Annotated in this window: 27 protein-coding genes; 9 read left to right on the forward strand and 18 right to left on the reverse strand. The window is 70.4% G+C overall.

The features are described 5' to 3' along the window. Positions 1-126: 126 nt before the first annotated feature. The 6 genes from P6281_RS17565 to P6281_RS17590 all read right to left on the reverse strand — a co-directional run bounded on the left by P6281_RS17565 (position 127) and on the right by P6281_RS17590 (position 6,388). A complete protein-coding gene (locus tag P6281_RS17565) occupies positions 127-1,287 on the reverse strand; it encodes an acyl-CoA dehydrogenase family protein (protein ID WP_036453333.1) in 1,161 nt (386 codons plus the stop codon). 121 nt (positions 1,288-1,408) lie between these two features. After that, the gene (gene hflX, locus P6281_RS17570) at positions 1,409-2,830 is read right to left on the reverse strand and encodes a GTPase HflX (protein ID WP_014380603.1); all 1,422 of its coding nucleotides are present in this window, start codon (positions 2,828-2,830) and stop codon (positions 1,409-1,411) included. A gap of 52 nt (positions 2,831-2,882) precedes the next feature. Beyond that, entirely contained in the window at positions 2,883-3,749 is an 867-nt protein-coding gene (gene dapF, locus P6281_RS17575) for a diaminopimelate epimerase (protein ID WP_008258572.1), read from the reverse strand. A gap of 4 nt (positions 3,750-3,753) precedes the next feature. Then, complete coding sequence (miaA, locus tag P6281_RS17580; protein WP_008258573.1) at positions 3,754-4,671, reverse strand: tRNA (adenosine(37)-N6)-dimethylallyltransferase MiaA; 918 nt, start codon at positions 4,669-4,671, stop codon at positions 3,754-3,756. A gap of 8 nt (positions 4,672-4,679) precedes the next feature. After that, on the reverse strand, positions 4,680-5,372 hold the full coding sequence (locus tag P6281_RS17585; RefSeq protein WP_014382926.1) for a hypothetical protein: 693 nt from the start codon (positions 5,370-5,372) through the stop codon (positions 4,680-4,682). A 41-nt stretch (positions 5,373-5,413) separates the two neighbouring features. Continuing rightward, positions 5,414-6,388 carry a DMT family transporter gene (locus P6281_RS17590; RefSeq protein ID WP_014380607.1) on the reverse strand — a complete coding sequence of 325 codons (975 nt, stop codon included), beginning with the start codon at positions 6,386-6,388 and terminating at the stop codon, positions 5,414-5,416. Between the two features lie 403 nt (positions 6,389-6,791). On the opposite strand from P6281_RS17590, the gene P6281_RS17595 reads away from it, so the two are divergent. After that, positions 6,792-8,129, forward strand: a complete 1,338-nt coding sequence (locus P6281_RS17595) for a DUF349 domain-containing protein (RefSeq protein ID WP_008258580.1) — start codon at positions 6,792-6,794, stop codon at positions 8,127-8,129. Here the strand turns inward: P6281_RS17595 and P6281_RS17600 are convergent. The 4 genes from P6281_RS17600 to recA are packed head-to-tail and all read right to left on the reverse strand — an operon-like array spanning position 8,126 to position 11,860. Beyond that, positions 8,126-8,743, reverse strand: coding sequence for an Rv2732c family membrane protein (locus P6281_RS17600; protein ID WP_050989391.1), 618 nt, complete (start codon positions 8,741-8,743; stop codon positions 8,126-8,128). The genes P6281_RS17595 and P6281_RS17600 overlap by 4 nt on opposite strands. Beyond that, entirely contained in the window at positions 8,731-10,269 is a 1,539-nt protein-coding gene (gene miaB, locus P6281_RS17605) for a tRNA (N6-isopentenyl adenosine(37)-C2)-methylthiotransferase MiaB (RefSeq protein ID WP_324738457.1), read from the reverse strand. The genes P6281_RS17600 and miaB overlap by 13 nt, the downstream gene beginning before the upstream one ends. A gap of 51 nt (positions 10,270-10,320) precedes the next feature. Next, positions 10,321-10,842: a recombination regulator RecX gene (recX, locus tag P6281_RS17610; protein ID WP_008258586.1), complete on the reverse strand. Its 522-nt coding sequence runs from the start codon at positions 10,840-10,842 to the stop codon at positions 10,321-10,323. Continuing rightward, positions 10,808-11,860, reverse strand: coding sequence for a recombinase RecA (recA, locus tag P6281_RS17615; protein ID WP_008258595.1), 1,053 nt, complete (start codon positions 11,858-11,860; stop codon positions 10,808-10,810). The genes recX and recA overlap by 35 nt, the downstream gene beginning before the upstream one ends. Positions 11,861-12,089: 229 nt before the next feature. Here recA and P6281_RS17620 point away from each other — a divergent pair, with 229 nt between their 5' ends. Continuing rightward, positions 12,090-12,749: a (2Fe-2S)-binding protein gene (locus P6281_RS17620; RefSeq protein WP_014385388.1), complete on the forward strand. Its 660-nt coding sequence runs from the start codon at positions 12,090-12,092 to the stop codon at positions 12,747-12,749. 34 nt (positions 12,750-12,783) lie between these two features. Continuing rightward, positions 12,784-13,422: a flavodoxin family protein gene (locus P6281_RS17625; protein ID WP_201408064.1), complete on the forward strand. Its 639-nt coding sequence runs from the start codon at positions 12,784-12,786 to the stop codon at positions 13,420-13,422. 10 nt (positions 13,423-13,432) lie between these two features. On the opposite strand, the gene P6281_RS17630 is transcribed toward P6281_RS17625, so the two are convergent. The 3 genes from P6281_RS17630 to P6281_RS17640 are packed head-to-tail and all read right to left on the reverse strand — an operon-like array spanning position 13,433 to position 15,159. After that, positions 13,433-13,627, reverse strand: coding sequence for a DUF3046 domain-containing protein (locus tag P6281_RS17630; RefSeq protein ID WP_407558019.1), 195 nt, complete (start codon positions 13,625-13,627; stop codon positions 13,433-13,435). A gap of 52 nt (positions 13,628-13,679) precedes the next feature. Further along, on the reverse strand, positions 13,680-13,952 hold the full coding sequence (locus tag P6281_RS17635) for a hypothetical protein (RefSeq protein WP_026071291.1): 273 nt from the start codon (positions 13,950-13,952) through the stop codon (positions 13,680-13,682). 40 nt (positions 13,953-13,992) lie between these two features. Continuing rightward, positions 13,993-15,159 carry a glycosyltransferase gene (locus P6281_RS17640; RefSeq protein WP_324738458.1) on the reverse strand — a complete coding sequence of 389 codons (1,167 nt, stop codon included), beginning with the start codon at positions 15,157-15,159 and terminating at the stop codon, positions 13,993-13,995. A gap of 52 nt (positions 15,160-15,211) precedes the next feature. Here P6281_RS17640 and P6281_RS17645 point away from each other — a divergent pair, with 52 nt between their 5' ends. Both P6281_RS17645 and P6281_RS17650 read left to right on the forward strand, forming a co-directional pair. Beyond that, positions 15,212-15,643, forward strand: coding sequence for a limonene-1,2-epoxide hydrolase family protein (locus tag P6281_RS17645; protein WP_202377498.1), 432 nt, complete (start codon positions 15,212-15,214; stop codon positions 15,641-15,643). Positions 15,644-15,653: 10 nt separating this feature from the next. Further along, positions 15,654-16,055: a DUF5313 domain-containing protein gene (locus tag P6281_RS17650; RefSeq protein ID WP_008258606.1), complete on the forward strand. Its 402-nt coding sequence runs from the start codon at positions 15,654-15,656 to the stop codon at positions 16,053-16,055. Between the two features lie 32 nt (positions 16,056-16,087). On the opposite strand, the gene pspM is transcribed toward P6281_RS17650, so the two are convergent. The 4 genes from pspM to pgsA form a co-directional block, all read right to left on the reverse strand. Next, positions 16,088-16,897, reverse strand: a complete 810-nt coding sequence (gene pspM, locus P6281_RS17655; RefSeq protein ID WP_014380614.1) for a phage shock envelope stress response protein PspM — start codon at positions 16,895-16,897, stop codon at positions 16,088-16,090. Positions 16,898-16,906: 9 nt separating this feature from the next. Further along, on the reverse strand, positions 16,907-17,734 hold the full coding sequence (pspA, locus tag P6281_RS17660) for a phage shock protein PspA (RefSeq protein WP_008258608.1): 828 nt from the start codon (positions 17,732-17,734) through the stop codon (positions 16,907-16,909). Positions 17,735-17,868: 134 nt separating this feature from the next. After that, on the reverse strand, positions 17,869-18,219 hold the full coding sequence (clgR, locus tag P6281_RS17665) for a transcriptional regulator ClgR (RefSeq protein ID WP_324738977.1): 351 nt from the start codon (positions 18,217-18,219) through the stop codon (positions 17,869-17,871). A gap of 116 nt (positions 18,220-18,335) precedes the next feature. After that, positions 18,336-18,926, reverse strand: coding sequence for a CDP-diacylglycerol--glycerol-3-phosphate 3-phosphatidyltransferase (gene pgsA, locus P6281_RS17670; protein WP_324738459.1), 591 nt, complete (start codon positions 18,924-18,926; stop codon positions 18,336-18,338). Positions 18,927-18,964: 38 nt separating this feature from the next. Between pgsA and P6281_RS17675 the strand changes: the two genes are divergently transcribed. Then, a complete protein-coding gene (locus P6281_RS17675) occupies positions 18,965-19,498 on the forward strand; it encodes an amino-acid N-acetyltransferase (protein ID WP_014385393.1) in 534 nt (177 codons plus the stop codon). Positions 19,499-19,522: 24 nt separating this feature from the next. On the opposite strand, the gene P6281_RS17680 is transcribed toward P6281_RS17675, so the two are convergent. Further along, on the reverse strand, positions 19,523-22,027 hold the full coding sequence (locus P6281_RS17680; RefSeq protein ID WP_193375511.1) for a DNA translocase FtsK: 2,505 nt from the start codon (positions 22,025-22,027) through the stop codon (positions 19,523-19,525). Between the two features lie 168 nt (positions 22,028-22,195). Between P6281_RS17680 and P6281_RS17685 the strand changes: the two genes are divergently transcribed. The 3 genes from P6281_RS17685 to P6281_RS17695 are packed head-to-tail and all read left to right on the forward strand — an operon-like array spanning position 22,196 to position 24,218. Then, complete coding sequence (locus P6281_RS17685; protein ID WP_008258613.1) at positions 22,196-22,510, forward strand: putative quinol monooxygenase; 315 nt, start codon at positions 22,196-22,198, stop codon at positions 22,508-22,510. Further along, positions 22,510-23,340, forward strand: a complete 831-nt coding sequence (locus P6281_RS17690) for a mycofactocin-coupled SDR family oxidoreductase (RefSeq protein WP_008258614.1) — start codon at positions 22,510-22,512, stop codon at positions 23,338-23,340. Before P6281_RS17685 ends, P6281_RS17690 begins: the two co-directional genes overlap by 1 nt. 5 nt (positions 23,341-23,345) lie before the next feature. Next, positions 23,346-24,218 carry an SAM-dependent methyltransferase gene (locus P6281_RS17695; RefSeq protein ID WP_014385395.1) on the forward strand — a complete coding sequence of 291 codons (873 nt, stop codon included), beginning with the start codon at positions 23,346-23,348 and terminating at the stop codon, positions 24,216-24,218. Positions 24,219-24,220 lie beyond the last annotated feature (2 nt).

The raw sequence follows: 24,220 nt of genomic DNA on the forward strand, positions 1-24,220 counted from the left end.
GAATCGCGACCATCCATGCGTCGGCGCATATCGCGCCCAAAGCCGGCCGGGATTTCATCAATCGAGCGCGGCCACCGCGGCCCGCGGGGCGTTCGCCGACTGGACGACGATCCGTTAAACGAAAAGCTATACGCCGAGGCTGCGGCCGATGATTTCCTTCATGATTTCGGTCGTGCCGCCGTAGATGGTTTGCACCCGGGCGTCCAGATAGGCACGGGCGACCGGGTATTCGCGCATGTAACCGTAGCCGCCGTGCAGCTGCAGGCAGCGGTCGATCAGGTGCACCTGCTTCTCGGTGCAGTACCACTTGGCCATTGCGGCCTGCTCGGCGGTCAGCTTGTGGTCCAGGTGCAGGCGAACGAATTCGTCGACCATCATGCGCACCACGGTGGCCTCGGTCGCCAGCTCGGCGAGCACGAAGCGGCTGTTCTGGAAGCTGCCGATCGGCTTGCCAAAAGCCTTGCGCTCCTTGGTGTATTGCAGCGTCTGCTCCAGCACCTGCTCCATCGCCGCGGCGGCCATGATGGCGATCGAGATCCGCTCCTGGGGCAGGTTCTGCATGAGGTAGATGAACCCCATGCCCTCTTGGCCCAGCAGGTTCTCGGCCGGCACCTTCACGTCGGTGAACGACAGCTCGGCCGTGTCCTGCGCGTCGAGCCCGATCTTGTCCAGGTGCCGTCCGCGCTCGAAGCCTTCCATCCCACGCTCGACGGCGAGCAGGGAGAAGCCCTGGGCGCCCTTGTCCGGATCGGTCTGCGCGACGACGATGACCAGGTCGGAGTTGATCCCGTTGGTGATGAACGTCTTTGAACCGTTGAGCACGTAGTGGTCGCCCTGCTTGACCGCGCGGGTCTTGATGCCCTGCAGGTCGCTGCCGGTGCCCGGCTCGGTCATCGCGATCGCCGTAATCAGTTCTCCGGTGCAGAATTTCGGCAACCAGCGCTGCTTTTGCTCCTCGGTCGCCAGCGCCAACAGGTACGGCGCCACGATGTCGTTGTGCAGGCCGAAACCGATGCCGCTGTAGCGACCGGCGGTGGTCTCCTCGGTGATGATCGTGTTGTACCGGAAATCCGGGTTACCCCCGCCGCCGTACTCCTCGGGCACCGCCATGCCCAGGAAGCCCTGCTTGCCGGCCTCGAGCCACACGCCGCGGTCGACGATCTTCGCCTTCTCCCACTCGTCGTGGTACGGCGCGACGTGGCGCTCGAGGAAGGCCCGGTAGGACTCGCGGAACAGGTCGTGCTCTGACTCGAAAAGAGTGCGCTGGTATTTGATGGCGCTGCTCATGGAATAGACCTCCGGCGACGGTGATTTCTGCAGCCCAACATATACCAACCGGACGGTTGGTCGGCAGCTGGCGGGTCGGCGCCGGCGGTGCGCTGGGGAATCGGCCGCTACGCCCGACGGCTCAGCGGGCGGCGAACTCGCGCAGCCGGCCGGCCAGGGCGACCGGGACCCGGGCCTTGATCCGGGTGCCCTCGGCGTCGTGCTCCTCGTGCTGGACGCGCCCGTCGGCGTGCAGGCGGGCCACCAGGTCCCCGCGGTGATACGGGATCACCACGTCCACGGCCGTGTCGGCGGGCACGGCCAGCTCGGCGATGCGGCGGCGCAGGGCGTCGATGCCCTCGCCGGTGCGCGCGGAGACGAACACCGCGCCCGGCAGCGCGTGGCGGAGCTTGGCCAACGCCAAATCGCTTGCGGCGTCGACCTTGTTCACCACCAGCAGCTCGGGCGGGGGCGCGCCGTCATGGTCGGCGATGACGTCGGTGACCACCTGTCGGACCGCATTGATCTGCGCCAGCGGGTTGACGTCGGAGCCGTCGACGACGTGCACCAGCAGGTCGGCGTCGACGACCTCCTCCAGGGTGGAGCGGAAGGCCTCGACGAGCTGGGTGGGCAGGTGCCGGACGAACCCGACGGTGTCGGTGAGCACGAACGAACGTCCTTCGTCGAACTCGGCGCGCCGCGTGGTGGGCTCCAGGGTGGCGAACAGCGCGTCCTGCACCAGCACCCCGGCGCCCGTCAGCGCGTTGAGCAGGCTGGACTTGCCGGCGTTGGTGTAGCCGACGATGGCGATCGACGGCACGTCGCTGTGCAACCGCCGGCTGCGCTGGGTGTCGCGGACCTGCTTCATGTCCTTGATCTCGCGGCGCAGCTTCGCCATCCGCTCGCGGATGCGCCGCCGGTCGGTCTCGATCTTGGTCTCACCGGGACCGCGCAGGCCCACGCCTCCCCCGCTGCCGCCGGCGCGGCCACCGGCCTGCCGCGACATCGACTCACCCCAACCGCGCAGCCGCGGCAGCATGTATTCCATCTGGGCCAGCGACACCTGCGCCTTGCCCTCCCGGCTCGTGGCGTGCTGGGCGAAGATGTCCAGGATCAGCGCGGTGCGGTCGATGACCTTGACCTTCACCGCCTTCTCCAGCGCGGTCAGCTGAGCCGGGGACAGTTCACCGTCGCAGATGACGGTGTCGGCGCCGGTCGCCAGCACCACCTCGCGCAGTTCGGCGGCCTTACCCGAGCCGATGTAGGTCGACGGGTCGGGCTTGTCGCGGCGCTGGATGAGCCCTTCGAGCACCTGGGAGCCGGCCGTTTCGGCGAGGGCGGCCAGCTCGGCCATGCTGGCCTGGCTGTCGGCGGCGGTGCCGTCGGTCCACACGCCCACCAGGACGACCCGCTCCAGTCGAAGCTGGCGGTATTCGACCTCGGTGACGTCGGCGAGCTCGGTGGACAGGCCGGCGACGCGGCGCAGCGCCGACCGATCCTCGAGGGCGAGTTCGCCCGTGCTGGGCTCCGTGACCGCGTGATCGCGAAATTCGGGATGTGTCATAGGCAATAAGAGATGATGCACGCAAAGTCGGTGGCGTGCATCTGAATTAACGCTACTGTGCGCGCCACCATTCCTCGCTGATTTCTCCGTGGGCCACCAGTACCGACGGCCCGCGCAGGTAGCTGGTGGCGTCGGTGATGGTGACGACGACCTCGCCGCCCGGCACCCGGACGGTCAGCGTGCCGGTGTCCGCCCCGGTGCCGGCCAGCGCGGCGACCGCGGCCGCGACCGTTCCGGTGCCACACGAGCGTGTTTCGCCGACCCCCCGCTCGTGGACGCGCATGTGCACCGCCCCGGCGTCCGGTGCGGTGAGGATCTCGACGTTCACCCCGTCCGGGAATTGGGCGGGGTCGAAACTGACCGGCGCGGCCACGTCCAGCGCGGCCAGCGCGTCGACGGTCAGGTCGGGGTCGACGCAGGCCAAGTGGGGATTGCCCACATCGATCGCCACGCCGGAAAATCGCCGCCCGCCCAGGACGGCGTCGCCCGGGCCGAGCGTGTTGGCCTTGCCCATGTCGACGCTGATGTCGGCGGTGGTCCCGTCGACGCGATGCACGCTGACCGGCCGGGGGCCGGCCAGCGACCCGACGACGAAATCGTCGCGGTCCTCCAGCCCGCTCGCGCGCAGGTAGTGGGCGAAGACCCGCACGCCGTTGCCGCACATTTGGGCGATGGACCCGTCGGCGTTGCGGTAGTCCATGTACCAGTCGTCGGCGGCCACGCCGTCGGGCAACCGGTCCAGCACGCCGGCCGCGGCGGCGGCGCCGGCCGTGGTGACCCTCAGCACCCCGTCGGCGCCCAGCCCGCGTCGCCGGTCGCAGAGGGCGGCCACCCGGGACCCGGTCAGGCTCAGCTCGGCCGCCGGGTCGGGCAGCACCACGAAGTCGTTCTGGGTGCCGTGGCCCTTTGCGAATTTCACCAGTTCAGGATACGTGCCGCCACGCGCGTACCGCGCCGTCGACGAGCCCGGCGCGATCGTCGGCGTTGAGCCACTGCACCCGGTGGTCGCGCCGGAACCACGAGCGCTGCCGTCGCACGTAGCGGCGGGTGCCCACGAACGTCTGCTCCCTGGCCTCGCGGAGTCGATCCGGGCCGCCACCGTCGTCGAGCGCCGCGATCACCTGCGCGTAGCCCAGGGCTCGCGAGGCGGTGACCCCGTCGCGCAGGCCGTGCTCGAGCAGGGCGGTGACCTCCCCGACCAGGCCCTGGTCGAACATGGCGTCGGTCCGCTTGGCCAGCCGGTCATCGAGAATCGTTGTGTCACAGTCCAATCCGATGATGGCGGTGTCCCATCGCGGGGCGCCGATCCGGGGCGCGGAGGCGGCGAACGGCCGGCCGGTCAGTTCCACCACTTCCAGGGCCCGCACCGTGCGGCGCGCGTCGGTGGGCAGGATCGATGCGGCCGCGGCGGGGTCGCGACGGGCCAGCTCCGCGTGCAGCTCCCCCACCCCGACCTCGCCCAGCCGCCGCTCCCAGCGTGCGCGCACGGCGGGATCGGTGGCGGGAAACGACCAGTCGTCGAGGAGTGACTGGATGTAGAGCATGGAGCCGCCCACGATGATGGGCACCGCGCCGGCGGCCGCGATCGCCTCGATGTCCGCGGCGGCGGCTTGCTGATAGCGGGCGACGGTCGCGGTCTCGGTGACGTCGAGGACGTCGAGCTGGTGATGCGGAATGCCGCGGCGCGCGTCGACGGGCAGCTTGGCGGTGCCGATGTCCATGCCCCGATACAGCTGCATCGCGTCGGCGTTCACGATCTGTGCGCCCAGCCGCTCCGCGATGTCGAGGGCCAGCTGCGACTTGCCCGTTCCGGTGGGACCGATGATGGCCAGTGGTCGCACGGCCACCGTCACAGCTGCCAGGCGCCGGCGAAGTATCCCACCCCGTAGGGCGCCCCCCGGTACAGCTCCTTGGCGGATCGGGGCCCCGGCTCGGCCAGGCCGGCCAGCACCTGAAAGGCGACCCGCCCCAGGATCTGGGGCGGCAGGCGGGTCAGCGCCGCCACGTCGCCGTCGGCGAGCGCGTCGTTGAGGGCCTCTTGCGCGGGCGCGTTGTCCGGGTGGTGTCCGCCGGGGGCGGACGGGGTCAAGGTGTTGGCGCCGTCGGCGACGACCAGCACCCCGATCGGCTCGGGCAGCCGGTCGATCTCGGTTCGCAGTTCGCGGCCGCGGCGAAGCGCCGCGGTGGCGCCGTGGTCGCCGCGGTAGACGCGGACCCGCGCGCTGGCCTGCGGCTGCGCCCGGCCGCGCACCCAGCCGCCCAGCAGCGCGCACACCGGGAGTGCCAGTGGCTCGGGCTCGTCGCCGTCCTGCGGTGACAACCGGACACGCACGTCAACTCCGAAACCCGCGAACGTGCCCGCGGCGTCGGGACCGAATTCCTCGTCGGCGGGGCCGGTCCCGATGATCACCCAGCGTTCGGGCAGCAACGCGGCCGCCGCGAGCGTCGCCGCGACCAGATCGGCCACCTCGGCGGCGGCCGCCCCGGCAAGTTCGGGAACAAGCACCGGCGCCGACGGGACGATGGCAATGGCGCTCAGCACGCCACCAAACTAACGTGATCGGGCCGCCACCAGCGAACCAGTCAGCAGCGTGGGCCGTCGGCGACCACCAGGCACTCGCCGTAGGGACCGAGGCTCTCTTCGGCGGATGCGTCCCGGGCCCGCTTTCTTCGCGGTGCGCCCCCACCGGATTCGGTCCGGTCGACGGCGGCGGCCTCGCCGCGCGCCAGCGCGATGGTCGCGACGATCACCACCGACACCGCGGCGACCAGCACGAACGACTCGGCCCCGCTGGCGTTGACCGTCTCGCCCAGCACCAGCACTCCGAGCAGCCCCGCGACCACCGGCTTGGCGACCGTCATCGTCGGCAGCGACGCGGTCAGCGTGCCGGCGCGGAATGCCGATTGCTGGAAGATCATCCCGGCCAGCGCCACCAGCAGCCAGGGCACGAACTCCGGCGAGGTCAGCACGCGCGCGACGCCGTGCTCGGACATCTCGACGATGCCCTTGGTCAACACCGCGAACAGCGCCAGCGAGGACCCCGCCACCACCGCGAGCAGCACCGCCGCGAACGGGCTGCCGGACCAGATTCGTGCGGCCACCACGCAGCCCACCAGCAGCGGCGCCATGACCAGGGCCACGATGATCCAGGTCTGCAGCGGCGCGCGCTGGTGGCCGGACTCCGGGTCGCCGACGATGATGACCACCGCCAGCCCGGCCGCCAGGACCAGCGCCCAGATCCATTCCCGCGGCTTGACCCGATGATGGGCGAGCCGCGCGTAGATCGGGAGCGCGAACAGCAGCGCGGTCACCTGCAGGGCGGTCACCATGACCACCGAGCCCCACGCCAGGGCGGCGGCCTGCAGGCTGTAATTGGTGACCGCGGCCATGCCGCCGAGCCACCATCGCGCGTCGCGCAGCGACATGCGGAACAGTTCGAGGTGCCCGACCTGCTTGTCGGTGATCTCGTGCGCGGAGCGCTGACGGATCACGTCGCCGATCGCCGATGCCAGCGCCGCGCACAAGGCAATCAACGCTGCGACATCAACTTTCGACATATCCCCGACCCCCAGAGCTCACGACCGTCCGACCCAGCTTTCCCCGGGGCGCAAGCAAATACACGCACATTTCGCGTTCAGTTCAGATACAAATCTATGACGTTTCACACGTCCGGCCGCGCCGCGGGCGATCCTTCGATTATTACTTCAGCAATCTATGTGACCGCTTGGATAACTCTAAGAGAACATCACAGGTAGCGCGAGCCGAGGCGGCCGCCCCGGTTCCCCGCCCCGAATACCAAGGTGGCGGCGTGTGGTCGCGCAAGCTGCTTGAATACTGTTAGGCGCCTGCTGGGAAAACCCGGGTGGGACGTCCGCAGATGCAAGAACGGTGCCGCTACGCGCGGCAGGCGCGCGGTACGCCAACCGCGCGGAAGGTTTGCGAAAGGGTAGTGACGAGCGCATGACGGCTGACCAGCCTCGCGACGAATCGGCCCGGCCGGTGCCGCGTCCGGGGCCGCGTCCCGGTCCGCGGCCCGCGGGCTCGGGGTCGCGGCCGGCCGCTCACCCGGTCGTGGTGCCGCCCCCACCCAGCGATCCGCACCAGTTCGGGCGCGTGGACGACGACGGCACGGTGTGGCTGATCAGCGCCGCCGGCGAGCGGATCGTGGGCTCCTGGCAGGCCGGTGACCGCGAAGCGGCGTTCGCCCACTTCGGCCGGCGATTCGACGACCTCGCCACCGAGGTCACGCTGATGGAGGAGCGGCTGGCCTCGGGCACCGGGGACGCGCGCAAGATCAAGGCGCACGCGTCCGAGCTGGCCGAGACGCTGCCGACGGCCGCCGTGCTGGGCGATATCGACGCTTTGGCCACCCGGCTGGCCAGCATCGCCGAACACGCCGAGGCGACCGTCGCCGCGGACCGCTCCCGGCGCGAGGAACATCGGGCCGCCCAGACCGCCCGCAAGGAGGCGCTGGCCGCCGAGGCCGAGGAGTTGGCCGCCACCTCGACGCAATGGAAGGCCGCCGGCGACCGGCTGCGCGCGATCCTCGACGAGTGGAAGACCATCACCGGCCTGGACCGCAAGGTGGACGACGCGTTGTGGAAGCGCTATTCCGCGGCCCGCGAGGCCTTCAACCGGCGGCGGGGAGCGCATTTCGCCGAGTTGGATCGGGAACGCTCGGGAATCCGCCAGGCCAAGGAACGGCTGTGCGAGCGGGCCGAGGAACTCTCCGATTCGACCGACTGGACCGCCACCAGCGCGGAGTTTCGCAAGTTGCTCACCGAATGGAAGGCGGCCGGGCGGGCGACCCGGGAGGTCGACGACGCGCTGTGGCGGCGCTTCAAGGCCGCCCAGGACGTGTTCTTCACCGCCCGCAACGCGGCGACCGCGGAAAAGGACGCGGAGTTCCGCGCCAACGCGACGGCCAAAGAGGCGCTGCTGGCGGAGGCCGAAAAGCTGGACACCAGCAATCACGACGCCGCTCGGGCGGCGCTGCGCTCGATCGTCGAGAAGTGGGACGCGATCGGCAAGGTCCCGCGGGAGCGCACCGCCGAGCTGGAGCGCCGGCTGCGCGCGGTCGAGAAGAAGGTGCGCGACGCCGGCGAGGCGGATTGGTCGGATCCCCAGGCGCAGGCCCGGGCCGAGCAATTCCAGGCGCGCGCCGAGCAATACGAACAGCAGGCCCAGAAGGCCGCGGCGGCGGGCCGGGCCAAAGAGGCCGAAGAGGCCAAAGCCAACGCCGAACAGTGGCGGCAGTGGGCGCAGGCGGCCGTGGAGGCCCTGAGCCGCAAGTCCTAGCTGCCGCCGCCCGATCCGGTACCGCTTCCGGGATCGTCACGCGGGCGGTCCAGGTCGTCCAGCAGCGAGGTCGACTGCTGCTGGGAGGCGGCGCGGCGGCGCTGCTCCTCGGCGGCGAGCTGCACGATGGTCCGCTGCCACACCACGCGCGCCCAGTGATAGATGAGCAGCAGCACGGTGATCCAGGCGACGATCAGGCCCCACCCCGGCCCCGGGTGCCCCGCGGCCACGGTCTGACGCGACCAGATCGCCAGCATGCCCGCCGCGCCCGCGATCGCCGAGCCGGCGAGCGCAACCCAGGCCAGCGCCCAGCGCCGGGTCACCAGCGCCAGCATCGAAAAGCCCACGCCGAAGACCAGCGCCAGCCAGGCGAACACCCGCGACGGCAGCGCGACCGCGGCCGCGCCGGCGCCGTGGCTCCCGAACAGCACGTCCCAGCCGCGCACATCGCCGGTGTGCGGCAGGATGAACGACCCGAGCAGCACGAACACCAGGATCGACACGAAGAAGCCCCGTGGGCCGGGGTCGATCCCGCGCGCCACCCGGCGTTCGGCGGCCTCGATCTCGGTGCGCAGGGCGCCAAGTTGTGTGTCGTCTTTTTTCATCGTGCACATCCCAGGGGTTGGGCCGGGCCGACGGGCGGACCGACGGCGGGCATGCCCAGGCCGATGCCGCGCGGGCGCCGCCCTGCGGCGTGCGCGTCACCCGCCCGGGTGCGGCGGTGGGTCAGGATGCCCGCGTCGGCGATGAGGTGGTGGGGTGCGGCCCCGGTGACCATCGTGGTGATGACGTCGCCGGGGCGCGGCCGGGTGTCGGCGGACCCGCGGGCCGCGTCGCCGACGGCGAAGTGAACCAGCCGGCCGTCGCGCGCCCGCCCGCTCATCCGGGCGGTGGCGGTGTCCTTGCGCCCCTCGCCGGTGGCGACGAGCAGTTCGACGGTTTGGCCGACCAGGGCCTGGTTGCCCTGCAGCGAGATCTCCTCCTGCAGCGCGACCAGCCGCTCATAGCGTTCCTGCACAACGGCTTTCGGTAGCTGACCGTCGAGGTCGGCGGCGGGGGTGCCGGGCCGCTTGGAGTACTGGAAGGTGAAGGCGGCCGAGAACCGGGCCCGGCGCACGACGTCCAGCGTGGCGGCGAAATCGTCCTCGGTCTCACCCGGGAACCCGACGATCAGATCGGTGGTGATGGCGGCGTGCGGCATCGCCGCCCGGACGCGGTCGATGATGCCGAGGTAGCGCTCGGCGCGATACGAGCGCCGCATCGCGCGCAGCACCCGGTCGGACCCGGATTGCAGCGGCATGTGCAGGGCGGGGCACACGTTCGGCGTCTGCGCCATGGCCTCGATGACGTCGTCGGTGAATTCGGCCGGGTGCGGCGAGGTGAACCGCACCCGCTCCAGCCCGTCGATCTCGCCGCAGGCGCGCAGCAGGCGGGCGAAGGCCCCGCGGTCGCGCGGCAGCGCGGGATCGGCGAAGGACACCCCGTAGGCGTTGACGTTCTGGCCCAGCAGCGTGACCTCGAGCACGCCGTCGTCCACCAGCGAGGCGACCTCGGCCAGGATGTCGTCGGGGCTGCGGTCGACCTCCTTGCCCCGCAGCGACGGCACGATGCAGAACGTGCAGCTGTTGTTGCACCCGACCGAGATGGAAACCCAAGCGGCGTAAGCGGATTCGCGGGCGCTGGGCAGCGACGACGGGAACTCCTGCAGCGCCTCGGCGATCTCGACCTGGGCGACCTTGTTGTGCCGGGCCCGCTCGAGCAGCGTGGGCAGCGACCCGATGTTGTGGGTGCCGAAGACGACGTCGACCCACGGCGCCTTGCGCAGCAACGCGTCCCGGTCCTTTTGCGCCAGGCAGCCCCCGACCGCGATCTGCATCTCGGGATTACCCCGCTTGCGCGGCGCCAGGTGGCTGAGGTTGCCGTACAGCTTGTTGTCGGCGTTCTCGCGAACCGCGCAGGTGTTGAACACCACCACGTCGGCGTCGGCGTCCTCGGCCGCCCGCTGGTATCCGGCCGCCTCCAGCAGGCCCGCCAGCCGCTCGGAATCGTGGACGTTCATCTGGCAGCCGTAGGTGCGGACCTGGTAGGTGCGCGCCGGTGCGGCGCCCCGCGCCACCGCCTCTCGCACCGTCGAAGTCACGGGGCCATGGTACGGCGGGCGGTCGGCGCGGGTGAAACCGCACGTCACCGCCTAGACGCGGCGGCGCTCCCGCTCGGCGGCCAGCTCGGCGAACACCACCTCGCACGCCAGGTTCTGGCTGTAGCCGCGGCGCGCCAGCATCCCCACCAGCCGCCGCGTCACCCGCGCGTCGTCGTCGCTGAGCGTCTCGCGGCGCAGCTTGGACCGGACCAGCTGTTCGGCCCGGTCCCGCTCGGCGCCGGCGTCGATGCCGGCCAGCACGGTGGTGATCACCTCGTTGTCGACGCCCTTGGTGTGCAACTCGGCGGCCAAGGCGCGCTTGCTCTTTCCGGCGTGCGCGCGGCGGGACCGCACCCACTGCTGGGCGAAGTCGGTGTCATCGATCAGGCCGACGGAGGCCAACCGGTCGAGCACCCGCTCGCTGACGTCGTCGGGATAGCCCCGCTTGGCCAGCCGGCCGCGCAGCTCGGCCCGGGTGCGCGCTCTCGCGGTGAGCAGGCGCAGGCACAGCGCCCGCGCCTGCTCCTCGCGGGAGGGATCAGAAATCGACGGGGGCGGGCAGGACGCTGTCATCGGACAAGTCATCGGTCACGACCGCGCCAATGCCGAGCTTTTCCTTGATCTTCTTCTCGATCTCGTTGGCCACTTCGTCGTTCTCCATCAAGAAGGTGCGGGCGTTCTCCTTGCCCTGGCCGAGCTGCTCGCCCTCATAGGTGAACCAGGAACCGGACTTGCGGATGAAGCCCTGATCCACCCCCATGTCGATCAGCGAGCCTTCCCGGCTGATGCCCCGGCCGTAGAGGATGTCGAACTCGGCCTGCTTGAACGGCGGCGACACCTTGTTCTTGACGATCTTGACCCGGGTGCGGTTACCCACCGCGTTGGTGCCGTCCTTGAGGGTCTCGATCCGGCGAACGTCCATGCGCACCGAGGCGTAGAACTTCAGCGCCTTTCCGCCCGTGGTGGTCTCGGGGCTGCCGAACATCACGCCGATCTTCTCGCGCAGCTGGTTGATGAAGATCGCGGTGGTGCCCGAATTGTTCAGCGCGCCAGTCATTTTCCGCAGCGCCTGGCTCATCAGCCGGGCCTGCAGGCCGACGTGGCTGTCCCCCATCTCGCCTTCGAGCTCCGCGCGCGGCACCAGCGCCGCCACCGAGTCGATGACCAGGATGTCCAGGGCGCCGGAGCGGATCAGCATGTCGGCGATCTCGAGGGCCTGCTCCCCCGTGTCGGGCTGGCTGACCAGCAGGGAATCGGTGTCCACGCCGAGCTTCTTGGCGTACTCCGGGTCCAGGGCGTGCTCGGCGTCGATGAAGGCCGCGACGCCGCCGGCGGCCTGGGCGTTGGCCACGGCGTGCAGGGCGACGGTGGTCTTACCCGAGGATTCCGGGCCGTAGATCTCCACGACCCGGCCGCGGGGCAGGCCGCCGATGCCCAGGGCCACGTCCAGTGCGATGGATCCGGTCGGGATGACCGAGATCGGCTGGCGCATCTCGTCGCCGAGACGCATTACCGAGCCTTTGCCGTAGCTCTTTTCGATCTGGGCCATCGCCAGTTCGAGAGCCTTCTCGCGATCGGGGGCTTGCGCCATGGTGTCTCTCCTATAGTCGGTGTTCGTCTGACCGGTATCGGTCGGTTGGCGGTGACACTAGAGAAGCCCACCGACAAGTTGACTGGCCGAACGCTCCCCACACTAGCCGAACAGGTGTTCGATTCAAGTCTGACACGCCGTTCATCGCCATCGCGTGTGGCAACATCGGCCACCGAAAGGCGTCGACGGGGCTTCGCGGCGGATTTCCTCAAGAGGCGGGCGCGACGCGATGGACATCTCCACCGAGCTGGCCGAAACGGCTTCCTATGGAGGCTTTTTCGCCCTGACCGTCGGCGGCGACGCGGCGGGATGGCATCCGGTCACCCAGTCCTACACCGACGGCTGCGCCGACCTGATCGACGCCACCGCCCGGCGCTACCGCACGACCGACCTGCGGATCGGCGCCTCGCTGGTTCACCTCGGCCACGCCACCCGGCTGTGGTCGCCGGTGCTCGCGTGCGCGATCGGCCACGGCGTCCTCCCCCGGCTCGACGACCTGCAACGCGCCGACGACGGCGCGCAGCTACGACTGCCCCGACCCGTTGGGATGCCCGCCGATTCACCGGACGCGCTGTATCGCGCCGTGGTGAGCGAGCACATGCGCCCGCTCGCCGCCGGCCTGCGGGTCAAGCTGGCGCCGGCGCTGCTCGCGGGCAACATCGCCTCCGCGCTGGTGGGCGCCGCGCGGGCGCTGCTGACGGCGCGGCCCGACCTGCGCCGCGCGATCACCGAGACCACCCGGTCCCTGCTGGACACCGGCGTGCTGGCCGGATCCGGCGTGATCACCGGCCCGCGGCTGGGCTTCCGGCGCCGCAGCTGCTGCCTGTTCTATCGCCTGCCCGACGGCTCGTTGTGCGGCGACTGCGTGCTGCACCGGACGCCGCGGTAGGGCCGGGCGCCGTTTGGTGCCGCCGCGCCGGGGTATGTGGCCCACCATGGCCCCGACCTCAGCACCGTCCCTGCGCGCCCTCGCGCTGGTCTGCTCGTTGAAGAAGAGCCCCGCGCCGTCCAGCAGCGACCTGCTCGCCGACCAGTTGCTCGATCAGCTGCGCGGCGCGGGCGTCCAGGGCGAGAAGGTGCGATGCGTGGACCTGGCGCTGCTGCCGGGTGTCGAGGCCGACATGGGCCCGGGCGACGAGTGGCCGGCGGTGCTGACCAAGATCAAGGCGGCCGACATCGTCATCGTGTCGACGCCCACCTGGGTCGGGCACATGTCCAGCGTCGCGCAGCGCGTCCTGGAGCGCCTGGATGCCGAGCTGTCCGACACCGACGACACGGGACGGCCGGCAATGGTGGGCAAGGTGGCCCTGGCCGCGGTCGTCGGCAACGAGGACGGCGCGCACAAGATCGTGGCCGACCTCTTTCAGGCGCTCAACGACATCGGGTTCTCGATCGCCGCGCAGGGCTGCACCTACTGGAACGGCGAGGCGATGCAGGGCACGGACTACACCGACCTCGACGACGTCCCGGACGCGGTCGCGTCCGCCACCGCCAACGCGGCCCGCAATGCCGTGCACCTGGCCACGGTGCTGCGGCAAAACCCTTATCCGGCATACGAATAACGCGCGCGAGTCACCACTGCTCGTGGGGCACGTCGAAGTCGACGCACAACGCCCGCCAGACGTCGCGGGGCTCGATGCCCTCCTCGATGGCCTGGGCGGCCGTCCGGCCGTCGAAACCGGTCAGCACGTGATCGACCAAGACCGATGACCCGTAGGTGGAACCGAAGCGCAGCACCACCCGCTCGTGAAACTCCGTTAGCCGCACGCCAGTGAACATACCCAGCGGGCATGGATCGGACACCGGGGCGCGACGCCGGTCATCGCCAGCTGGCCGGCAGGTCGATGATGTGATTCGGGCAGTCCTCCTGGACCGCGAGGGACATGGTGTCGCGGGCGTGTTGCGCCGACATCGTGGCGCGCAGTCGCATGAAGGCGTATTCGGCCGGCGCGAGTCCCTGCTCGGCGGCGGCGGGATCGTCCATCAATTGACAGGCCTGCTGTTCCTCGGGGCTGTCGGCGCGCGCGACGCCCGCCCCGAACACCGGCCCCGCCAGCAGGGCGCCGGCCGTGACCGCCGTGATCATCCTCATTGCGTGCCTCCCGCCGAAGCATAAGGCCGTGCGGGGCGGGTCATCCGGCCACCGCCAGCGCGTCGTGGCACACTGCGACCGGGTCGGCGACGTCGGCGGTGCTAGCGGCGGCCCGCCGCGCCGCGGCCCGGTAGCCCGGCGCTGCCAGCACGTCGTTGACCGCGGCCACCAGCGCGTCGGCGCTCAGCGGACGAACCAGCCGCGCGCTGCCCTGGCGGACGATCCGGTTGGCGATCTCCCACTGGTCGCCGCCGCCGGGCACCGCGACCAGCGGCACCCCCGCCAGCAGCGTCTTGGCCACCATGCCGTGCCCGCCGCCGCAGATCACCACGTCGGCGTGCGTCAGCAACTCGGCCTGGCTGCCCAGCCCGGCCACCGCCCACGGCGGCACCGTCAGCTCCGCCCCGCCCAGCCGCGAGACCACCACCCGCGCCCCCGGCGGCAGGGTGTCCCCCGGTATCAGGCAGGCCAGCCCCACCTCGGCCAGGCCTTCGGTGCCGGTCGACGCGGTCGACGGCGCGACCACGACCACGGGCCCGGACCCCGCGGGGATGTCCAGCGCCCGGTCGGTCGGCTCGAAGTGCAGCGGGCCCACCAGCACCGCCTCCGGCGGCCAGTCCGGGCGGGGCACCTCGCACGCGGGCAGCGTGGCGATCAGCCGTCGCAGCGGACCGGGGTCGGCGGCCGGCAAGCCGATCTCGGTGCGCACCGCCGCGCGCTGCCGCAGGCCCGCCCGCCAGGAGCGCGCGGTGAGCGCGCGCATCGCGGCGTCGCGCAACCGGCCCCGGATGCCGGTCCCCGGCGCCAGCCCGCTGCCGATCGGGGGCAGGCCCTTCGACGGCAGGTACAGCGGATGCGGATTGAGCTCGATCCACGGGATCCCCAACAGCTCGGCGGCCATCCCGCCGCCCGCGGTGATGACGTCGGAGACCACCAGGTCGGGCGCCAGGTCGCGCAGCGCGGGCACATTGAGCACGGCCATCCGCGCGGCGCGCCGGTGGATCCTGGCCCCGGCGTCGACGTCGTCGTCGGTGGCCACCAGCCCGTCCAGCGCGACGGCGTCAATGCCGGCGCCGCGGGCGGTGTCGATCCATTCGGCGCCGGTGAACAGCGTGGGCTCGTCGCCCGCCTCGGCGAAGCGCCGGCACAGCGCGATCGCCGGGAACGAATGCCCGGGATCGGGCCCGGCGACCACGGCGACACGCATCGGGTTCACCCTGCCACAGCGCACGGCCGCCACGCTCGCCTACGCTGGCAAGATGACCGAGCTGACTGGGACAACCGTGGCGAACACCCGCACGGTCGAGGGATTCCTGAACGCGCTGCAGGACGCCGATTACGAGGCCGCCGACGCCGCTTTGGCCGACGACCTCGTCTACGAAAACGTCGGCCTGCCCACCATCCATGGCCGCGCCAGGGCCATGAAGCTGTTTCGCCAGATGGACGGCCGCGCGGCCTTCGAGGTGAAGATCCACCGCATCGCGGCCGACGGCGGCGCGGTGCTCACCGAACGCACCGACGCGCTGATCTTCGGCCCCCTGCGGCTGCAGTTCTGGGTGTGCGGTGTGTTCGAGGTGCACAACGGGCGAATCACGCTGTGGCGGGACTACTTTGACTTTTTCGACATGCTCAAGGCCACCGCGCGCGGCCTGGCGGCGCTGGTGGTGCCGTCGCTGAAAGCGGCGTTCTGAGCGGGGCACGATGATAAACCGGGACGCCGCCCGCACGCGGCCGAATTTCTGGCAGTTCGTCCGCTATTGCTGCGGTGGCCGCCTACCGGACTCGATGCGCGACTGGGTGCGCAACGACCTGGCTGGCAAGGGCGCGAGCGCACGGATGATGCGCCGCGTGGCGGTGCCGGCTGTGGTGGTGCTGGCGCCGTTCTGGTTGATCCCGACGACGCTCGACGTGCATCTGAGCATGACGCTGCCGATTCTCATTCCGTTCGTGTACTTTTCGCACGCGCTGAACAAGGTGTGGCGGCGCCACATGCTGGCCGTGCACGATCTGGATCCCGAGTTGGTCGACGAGCTGGCCCGCAAGCGCGACGCCCGCATGCACCAGTCGTACATCGAGCGCTACGGCCCGCGCCCGGAAGACTAGCCCGACGGTGACGACCCGCTGAGCCCGGAAGACTAGCCGGCGCCGCGCAGTCCGCCGAGTTCGTCGAACGCCTGCGCCCAACCGAGCAGGCGGTCGGTCGCCCCGGCCAGCTCCGCGCGGTAGCGCTGCGACTCGGTGAGCCCGTCACCGTTGGCCGAGGACACCAATTGCGCTGCGGCGGTGACCATTTCGTTGTATTGGCGAACGCCGGCGCTCAGTTGCGCGGTGAACGCGTTGATGGTGGGCACCAGATACGACCGCGACTGTTCGCTGGCCTGCGCCGCCCGCTCCATCGACACCACCTGCGCGGCCGTGGACGCCATGGCCGCCGAGGTCTTGGTGGCGGCCGCGGTCAGGTCGCGGATCTCGGCGGTCGGCAACATCGCGCCCCGCTCCAGCACGGCCACCAGCGAGAAGAATCCGCGCTCGGAGGCGCCCAGCGCGTACATGGCGGGGCGCGCCGCCGAACCCGGCGGCGGCAGCCGGCGCGCGGTCGTGGTCCGCGGTACCGGCAGCGGCTCGGACCGCAGCCAGCGGTAGCGCAGCAGCAGCAAGGTGGCCGGAATGGCCATGACGACCGCGACCCCGCCGGTGATCTCCAGCAGCAACGCGAACCATCCCCAGGCCGCGAGCAAGATCGTCACCACCGCCCAGAACGCGCACCCGGCGGCGAAGATCAGGCCCCACCGCAGCGCGCGGCGGCGACGGCGCAGCTGGCGTGCGCGCGGATCCGCGGCCGCGCTGATCTTGCGGGCCACCAGGTCGGAAACGTCGGCGGCGGTGGCCAATCCGCGGTGCAGCAGCGCGCGCCACAGGCGGGGCCGCGGCGCGTTCACCGCCATGAGACCGGACTACTGGCCAAGTGGCTTCTCGCTGACCGCACCGCCGGCGCTCTCCGCCGGCGCCGGAGTGGCGGGCGTGGTCCCCGCCGCGGGCGTCCCCCCGGTCGGCAGCGCCTCGCCGCGCATGGAGGCGCGGATCTGCTCGAGGCGGGAATGGCCGGCCATCTGCACGCCGGCCTGCTCGACCTCGAGCATCCGGCCCTGCACCGAGCCCTGCGCCAGCTCGGCGGCCCCGATCGCGTTGGCGTAGCGGCGCTCGATCTTGTCGCGCACCTCGTCGAGGCTGGGGACGTTGCCCGGGGCGGCCAGATCGCTCATCGACTGCAGCGAGGCGCTGACCTGTTCCTGCATCTTGGCCTGCTCGAGCTGGCTGAGCAGCTTGGTGCGCTCGGCGATCTTCTGCTGCAGCACCATGGCGTTCTGTTCGACCGCCTTCTTGGCCTGTCCGGCCGCGTTCAGCGCCTGATCGTGCAGCGTTTTGAGGTCTTCGACGCTTTGCTCGGCGGTGACCAGCTGGGCGGCGAACGCCTCCGCGGCGTTGTTGTATTCGGTGGCCTTGGCGGCGTCCCCGGCGGCGGTGGCCTGGTCGGCCAGCGTCAGGGCCTGACGCACGTTGACCTGAAGTTTTTCCACGTCCGCCAGCTGACGGTTGAGCCGCATCTCGAGTTGCCGCTGGTTGCCGATGACCTGCGCGGCCTGCTGGGTCAGCGCCTGGTGCGTGCGTTGCGCCTCCTCGATGGCCTGCTGGATCTGCACCTTGGGGTCTGCGTGCTCGTCGATCTTCGCGTTGAACAGCGCCGTGAGGTACTTCCACGCCTTGACGAACGGATTGGCCATGAGTTAGCTCCACCTTCGCTTCCTGAGGGGCCGGATGGTTCCGGATCGACCCTGACGGGCCGCGCGCCTGACGCTCAATTTAGTGGGTCGGCGCCGATCGCCCCACCCTTTGCGCGGCATCGGCCGACCGGCACTCAGGCCAGCGCGAGCGACGCCACCGGCGGAATGACGACCTTGGTGCTGACGTCGATGCTGGTGCCCGCGGCCGCGTCGGCGGGCACGCCGGCGGGCGCCCGCTCGTGGGCCCTTTCCTGGCCGGCCATCCGCTCACCGGCGTCGGTGAGAACCGACGACAACGGGACGTCCAGCGCGTCGCAGATCGCATTGAGCAGCTCGCTGGACGGCTCCTTGCGGCCGCGCTCGACCTCGGACAGATACCCGAGGCTCACTCGCGCCGAATCGGACACCTCACGCAGCGTGCGGCCCTGTGTCGTGCGGGCCTCGCGCAGCACGTCGCCGATCACCTCGCGCACCAATGGCGGCATCCCGCCCTCCTTCGTCCAGTCGGCCCTGCGCGGCACGTCGTCAGCTTGCCTCCGGCAGGTGCTCATTAGGTGAACGCCGTCAGCGGCGGTCTGGTTCCCGCTCGGCGGCCAAAGAATCAGCCGTTCGTGCGGCGCAATTCCCGAACGGTCGAGACCACGTAGTCGATCCCGGTGATCACCGTCAGCACGATCGCCGCGCCCATCACCACCGCGGCGGCCACCCGGAACGGTCCCCCCAGCGGCAGGACGAACAATCCGATGGCCAACACCTGAACGACGGTCTTGACCTTGCCGCCCCAGCTGGCCGGGATGACGCCGCGGCGGATCACGGCCAGCCGCAGCACGGTGACCCCGAATTCGCGAACCAGGATCACCACGGTGACCCACCACGGCAGCTCCCCGAGCATCGACAGGCCGATCAGCGCCGATCCCACCAGGGTCTTGTCCGCGATCGGGTCGACGAACGCGCCGAATTCGGTTGCCATGCCGTAGTTGCGGGCCAGCAGGCCGTCCAGGCGATCGGTGATGCACGCCACCGCGAAGATCAGGAACGCCACCACCCGGAAGCCGGGCTCCTGGCCGTCACCGGCGAACAAGGCGAGCAGAAAGACCGGGACCAGCACCAGCCGCAGCAGCGTCAGCGTGTTGGCGAGGTTGGCGATGTTCGCGCGGCCTACCACCGGACCGGTCTGCGGCTGCCCCGACACGGCAACAGAATAACCGTTGACCAGCGTCGCCGTTCCCGATGCCGATACTGTTAGCCGTGAGCACAAGTCCACAGGGCTACCGGCCGCTGGTGCGGCGAGCGCGAACGTCCGACGTTCCCGCCATCAAGCAACTGGTCGACACCTACGCGGGCAAGATCCTTCTCGAAAAGAACCTCGTGACGCTCTACGAGGCCGTTCAGGAGTTCTGGGTGGCCGAGCACGAGGGCCGCGTCGTCGGTTGCGGCGCGCTGCACGTGCTGTGGGCCGACCTCGGCGAGGTGCGGACCGTCGCGGTGAACCCGGCGATGACCGGCCACGGCATCGGCCACGCGATCGTCGACCGGCTGCTCGAGGTCGCCCGCGAGTTGGCGCTCAAGCGGCTGTTCGTGCTGACGTTCGAGACCGAGTTCTTCGCGCGGCACGGGTTCACCGAGATCGAGGGCACGCCCGTCACGGCCGAGGTGTTCGAGGAGATGTGCCGCTCCTACGACATCGGTGTGGCCGAGTTCCTGGACCTGAGCTACGTCAAGCCGAACATCCTCGGCAACTCCCGGATGCTGTTGGTGCTCTAACCGGCCCGGAATTCCACGCTCGCGCTAGTCGGGGTCGGGGTCGCCGCCGTCGGCGTCGGCGCCGCCCCGGATCAACGCCAGCGTCCCGGCCAGCTCGTCGGGCTTGATCAGCACCTCGCGCGCCTTGGACCCCTCCGACGGCCCGACGATGCCGCGGGTCTCCATCAGGTCCATCAGCCGGCCGGCCTTGGCGAAGCCGACGCGCAGCTTGCGCTGCAGCATCGAGGTGGAGCCGAACTGGCTGGACACCACCAGCTCGACGGCCTGCAGGAACACGTCCATGTCGTCGCCGATGTCCGGGTCGACGTCGGTGCGTTCCCCGGTGGGCTTGGCGGCGGTGACGCCCTCGGTGTACTCGGGTTCGGCCTGGTCCTTGCAGGCGGTGACGACGGCCTGGATCTCCTCGTCGGTGATGAAGGCGCCCTGCAGCCGGATCGGCTTGCCCGCGCCCATCGGCAGGAACAGGCCGTCGCCCATGCCGATCAGCTTCTCCGCTCCGGCCTGGTCCAGGATCACCCGGGAATCGGTGAGCGACGACGTGGCGAACGCCAGCCGTGACGGCACGTTGGTCTTGATCAGCCCGGTGACCACGTCCACCGACGGGCGCTGGGTGGCCAGCACCAGGTGAATGCCTGCGGCCCGGGCCTTTTGGGTGATCCGCACGATGGCGTCCTCGACGTCGCGGGGCGCGGTCATCATCAGGTCGGCCAGCTCGTCGACGATCGCGACCACGTACGGGTAGGGCCGGTATTCGCGCTGGCTGCCCAGCGGCGCGGTGATGGCGCCGGAGCGGACCTTCTCGTTGAAGTCGTCGATGTGGCGCACCCGCGACGCCTGCATGTCCTGGTAGCGCTGCTCCATCTCCTCGACCAGCCATGCCAGCGCCGCCGCCGCCTTCTTGGGCTGGGTGATGATCGGGGTGATCAGGTGCGGAATGCCCTCGTACGGCGTGAGTTCCACCATCTTCGGGTCGATCAGGATCATCCTGACCTCTTCCGGGGTGGCCCGGGCCAGCAGCGAGATCAGCATCGAGTTGACGAAGCTGGACTTACCGGATCCGGTGGAGCCGGCGACCAGCAGGTGCGGCATCTTGGCCAGGTTCGCCGAGATGAAGTCGCCCTCGATGTCCTTGCCCAGCCCGATCACCAGCGGGTGATGGTCGCGCCGCGTCGACGGCGCGGTGAGCACGTCGGCCAGCCGCACCATTTCGCGGTCGGTGTTGGGCACCTCGATACCGACGGCGGACTTGCCGGGGATGGGCGCCAGCATGCGCACGCTTTCGGTGGCCACCGCATACGCGATGTTCTTCTGCAGGGCGGTGATCTTCTCGACCTTCACGCCCGGGCCCAGCTCGACCTCGTAGCGGGTGACGGTCGGTCCGCGGGTGCAGCCGGTGACCGCCGCGTCGACCTTGAACTGGGTCAGCACCTCGGTGATGGCGTCGGCCATGACGGTGTTGGCGGCGCTGCGCTTCTTGGGCGGGTCCCCGGCCACCAGCAGGCTCAGCGACGGCAGCACGTAGGGGCCCTCGACGACCCGGTCCAGCTCAATGGTGTCCTGCTTGTCCGCCGACCGTCCGCGCTTGCGGCCCCGCGCCGCGCCGGGCTCTGAGCCGGGTTGCAACGCCGGTTCGGGAACCGTGGGGATGTCGTCCTGCAGCGCGGCCTGGGCGTCATCGTCCGGCGACCACGGCGCCGGCTCGCTCGAGGCGTCGTCGGGGTAATCGTCGGGTTCGGCGTCGTCGAACTCGTCGGCGTAGTCGTAGGGCTCGTCGTCGTAGTCCTCGTCGACGAACCGCGTGTGGAACAGGTTGCGCATCACCACGGGCACCTCGCGGATCGTGGTGCCCGTCAACAGCAACAGCCCGAACATGAAGCCGATGAACAGCAGCGGCGCCGCGATCCACGGGGTGAGCCCGTCCGCGAGCGGCCCGCCGATGGCGAAGCCGATGAATCCCGCCGCGCGCCGGCGCGCCTCCGGGTCGCCCGGCGAGCCCGACCACAGGTGACGCAGGCCGAGCACCGACAGGGTGATCAGGCTGGCGCCCAGGATCAGCCGGGGCCGCACCTCGGGGTCGGGCTCCGTCCGCATCAGGGTCACCCCCACCGCGGCGGTGACGACGGGCAGTGCCAGCACGCCGGCGCCGATGAAGGTCCGCACCAGGGTGTCGATCCACGCCCCGACCGGCCCGGCGGCGTGGAACCACGAGCTCGCGGCGACCACCACGGAAAAGCCCAGCAACAGCAGCGCGATGCCGTCGCGGCGGTGGCCGGGGTCGATGTCGCGGGCCCGCCCGATCGACCGGGCCGCGCCGCCGGTCCCCCGCGCGGCCATCAACCAGGTGGCGCGCAGGGCGCGACCACAGGTCAGCCCGATTCCGACCAGCGGTGAGCGATTCCGGCGGCGGGCGGGCTTGCTGGGCTTCCTGCGGGGCGCCGCTGGTCGCGCGCCGCGGGATCCGCCCGCGCGCGAAGGGGCCTTTGACCTGCTCGTTCGGCTTGCGGAGCGGGCGGCGGTCTTACTGGGCATGACGGCAAGGGTAGTCGCAACGGCATCATCTACACCACCCGCCACACTGGTAACCGCCCGGCTTGTGCGGCATGTGGCGGGTCGGCTCCCCGGCCGCGTGAGTAGGGTGACATTTCGGTGAGCGAAGTCGTGCTCGTCACCCGTCCCGGAGCGCCCAGGAGGCCATCAATGCCCGTTGTCGTCGTCGCCACCATGACCGTCAAACCGGAATCGGTCGACACCGTTCGCGACATCCTCACCCGCGCGGTCGAAGAGGTGCACGACGAGCCGGGCTGTCAGCTGTACTCGCTGCATCACTCGGGCGAGACCTTCGTCTTCATCGAGCAGTGGGCCGACGAGGAGGCGCTCAAGGCGCACAGCACCGCCCCGGCGATCGGCAAGATGTTCAGCGCGGCCGGCGAACACCTCGACGGCGCCCCCGACATCAAGATGTTGCAGACGATCTCGGCGGGCGACCCGGCCAAAGGACAGTTGCGCCCCTGATGGCCCCGTCGTCGGAAGGCCCGCTCAAAGGCAAGGTCGCGTTCATCACCGGCGCGGCGCGCGGCCAGGGGCGCGCACACGCCGTGCGACTGGCTGCCGACGGCGCCGACATCATCGCCGTCGATCTGTGCGACCAGATCGCCAGCGTCCCCTACTCGCTGGCCACGCCGGAGGACCTGGCGGCCACCGTGAAGCTCGTGGAGGACACCGGCGCGCGCATCGTGGCCTCCCGTGGCGACGTCCGCGACCGCGAATCCCTGTCGGCGGCACTGCAAGCGGGGCTCGACGTGTTCGGCCGCCTCGACATCGTGGTGGCCAACGCGGGGATCGCTCCCATGCAGTCCGGTGACGACGGCTGGCACGACGTCATCGACGTCAACCTCACCGGCGTGTACCACACGATCAAGGCCGCGATACCCACGATGGTCAAGCAGGGCACCGGCGGATCGATCGTGCTGATCAGCTCGAGCGCCGGGCTGGCCGGCGTCGGCAGCCCGGACGCCGGTTCGGTGGGCTACGCCGCCGCCAAGCACGGGGTCGTCGGGTTGATGCGGGTTTACGCGAATCTGCTTGCCGGGCAGATGATCCGGGTCAACTCCATTCATCCGTCCGGTGTCGAGACACCGATGATCAACAACGAGTTCACCCGCGAGTGGCTGGCCAAGATGGCCGCCGCGACCGACACACCCGGCGCCATGGGCAACGCCATGCCGGTGGAGGTGCTGGACGTCGAGGACGTCGCCAACGCGGTGGCCTGGCTGGTGTCGGATCAGGCCCGCTACATCACGGGGGTCACGTTGCCGGTCGACGCGGGCTTCCTGAACAAGTAGCGGCCATGGCTCGAAATCCGGTAGCGCAGACGGCGTTCGGCCCCATGGTGTTGGCCGCCGTCGAGCAGAACGAGCCGCCCGGGCGCCGCCTGGTGGACGACGATTTCGCCGAGCTGTTCTTGCCCACCCCGCTGCGGTGGCTGGTCGGCGCGACGCGGTTCGCGCCGGTTCGTCGCCTGATGATCCGCGGCTCGGAGTTCACCGGCCCCGGATTGTGGGCGAATCTGGCCTGCCGCAAGCGTTTTATCGCCGACAAGCTCACCGAGTCGCTCGACGACATCGACGCCGTCGTCATTCTGGGGGCGGGGCTGGACACCCGCGCCTATCTGCTGACGCGTCGGGTTCGCATCCCGGTGTTCGAGGTCGACCTGCCGGTCAACATCGCCCGCAAATTCAAGACGGTCCGCCGGGTGCTGGGTGAGCCGCCGCTGTCGGTTCGGCTGGTGGCGCTGAACCTCGAGCACGACGACCTGCTCACCGCGCTGGCCGAGCACGGTTATCGCACCGATTACCGGGTCTTCTTCATCTGCGAGGGCGTCACCCAATATCTGACCGAGGCCACGGTTCGCCGCACGCTGGAGGGGCTGCGTGCGGCCGCACCCGGCAGCCGTTTGGTGTTCACCTACGTCCGTAGGGATTTCATCGACGGCACGAATCGGTATGGCACCCGCACGCTGTACCGCAACGTCCGCCAGCGCCGGCAGCTGTGGCATTTCGGCCTGCAACCCGACGACGCCGCCGCGTTCGTCGGCGAGTACGGGTGGCGGCTGGTGGAGCAGGCCGGCCCCGACGAGCTCGCCGAGCGCTACGTCGCTCCGACGGGTCGCAAACTCAAGGCGTCGCAACTGGAGTGGTCGGCCTACGCGGAGAAGATCTAACT

It is taken from the genome of Mycobacterium sp. 5-140-3-2 (genome assembly GCF_035666375.1).
Classification (GTDB): Bacteria; Actinomycetota; Actinomycetes; order Mycobacteriales; family Mycobacteriaceae; genus Mycobacterium; species Mycobacterium intracellulare.